Genomic DNA, 1,448 nt, shown 5'->3' with positions numbered 1-1,448 from the left:
CGGGATAAAGTTTATTCATTTTCAACCCTTATTTGTAGAAATTATTGTTTTTTGTATAGTTGTCTCCTTTTTTTATTTCTATTTTGTAGTTTCCCTTTTTAATAAGAAAATTTCCGTTTGAGTATAAGGTAACTGTTTGATTGACTTTTTTTGCCAGTTTCTTGGTAAGAGGTTCTTCCAGTCCCCAGAAAATATCTATATCGGTTTTCATAGAACTTTCAGAGGGTAGACGGGTAATTTTTTTGGGATCATTTTCTCCGCCTCCTACAACATCATAATCACCCAAGATATTGTACTCTTCTCCTTTGTCTTTGACGGGAATAGTTCCTGCTCTAGGGCATTTAGTTCCTGCTTTTCTCGTTTCTTTAGTGGCATGGCAGTGTATTTTTCCTTTTTCTAGAAAAACTCCGCTGTCTTTACTCGGTTCGTTACTTTCCCGGAAAACTACTTTATAGAAATTTACAGTTTTCGGATAAACCGTAATAACCAAACCAATGATTGCTATATACGCTCCTTTTTCATGAAAAATCATAGGGGAATTGTCTTCATTTCTTGCTAAAGAATAAGATAAGCTAACTGGTTCGATGATTGAGAAAGTAATGCTTTTTTGATCATGCTGGGTTTTAGCTCTGACAGTTATCGAACCTGCCTTATCCAAAGCGGAAAAAGAAATTTCGTTTGATGGTGTTTTCGATTTGACAGACGAAGGGTTGACCAGATTCGATTGGATTTCCCACAATACGGGGATATTGGAGCGGATGGTCACGGCTTCGCCCACGCCTATGGTGGTTCTGTTGCGGTTTTTCGGCAGTTTGGCGGCGGTTTCCGATGTGAGCTCGATTTTGCAATAGGCTTCATATTCTATGGTAATGTGTTGGAAAGCCGGGTCGCCCCACCAGCACGAATATTTGGCAGGTAGTTCGGATTCGCCGAATTGGTAGCCCTTTTTACGCATTTCCGCCGCTTTGGCGCGGGCTGCTGCTTCGGTCAGGTTTTCCTTGTACAGGCCGCCTCCGGCTGAATTGGAATAGTAGGCACGGATAAATTTGCCACGGATTTTATCTTGTTCTTTGCAGTGTTGCGACATGACCCTCTCCTTTAATGAGAATTATCTGTTGTGTCTTACATTATCGATGTTATGGGTAAACAATTTCTAAAAGTTTCCATTATTTTTTATGAATAATTAGTATGCATCATATCGTTTGGTTGAGTCAGATGCAAACAAAACACTCCAGTCCTTCCCGTAAGTTGCGCTGGAACGAAGAACAGAAGGCTTTGGATTTTGAAACCTATCAGCAAAATGCCTCACCGATGCTGCTTAAATTGAATTTGGAAAATTGATATAGTGGATTAAAATAAAAATGAGACAAGGCGGCAACGCCCGCCGTGTACGGGTAGTACATAAGGGCGTTGGCAACGCCGTATCATTGCAATTTTAATCCACTATA

1 protein-coding gene is annotated in these 1,448 nt (G+C 40.3%); it reads right to left on the bottom strand.

The annotated features are described in order from the left end of the window. Nucleotides 1-28: 28 nt before the first annotated feature. On the bottom strand, nt 29-1,087 hold the full coding sequence (locus tag HMPREF1051_RS11495) for a hypothetical protein (protein WP_003768908.1): 1,059 nt from the start codon (nt 1,085-1,087) through the stop codon (nt 29-31). Between the last annotated feature and the right edge of the window lie 361 nt (nt 1,088-1,448).

The sequence above is a fragment of the Neisseria sicca VK64 genome, from assembly GCF_000260655.1.
Classification (GTDB): Bacteria; Pseudomonadota; Gammaproteobacteria; order Burkholderiales; family Neisseriaceae; genus Neisseria; species Neisseria sicca_B.
Note: the sequence above shows the minus strand (reverse complement) of the source record. Positions and strands in the feature narration are given on the sequence as shown.

What these genes read in the sequence shown, in the direction of transcription:
- HMPREF1051_RS11495 (WP_003768908.1), bottom strand. Translation starts at nt 1,087, where the DNA reads ATGTCGCAACACTGCAAAGAACAAGATAAAATCCGTGGCAAATTTATC.